Annotated in this window: 1 pseudogene; it reads left to right on the forward strand. The window is 35.6% G+C overall.

Annotation, left to right across the window (positions count from 1 at the left end):
* Window positions 1-247: pseudogene (locus tag FUA24_RS02855) on the forward strand (arginine decarboxylase); the annotation flags it as partial.

The raw sequence follows: 247 nt of genomic DNA on the forward strand, positions 1-247 counted from the left end.
ACTCATCGTTTATAACAACATTACCAGATACTTGGGCAATAAATAAAAGATTTATAATGCTGCCAATAAACAGGTGGAACAGCTCTTATGAACGAGTGTTACTTGGAGGCTTAACCTGCGATAGTGATGATTATTACAACAGTGAGCAGCACATAAATGCCATTTATTTACCAAAGTATGATAAAGAAAAACCATTGTATGTAGGCTTTTTCAATACCGGTGCATACCAAGAAACAATAGGTGGCTA

The sequence above is a fragment of the Seonamhaeicola marinus genome (genome assembly GCF_008085455.1).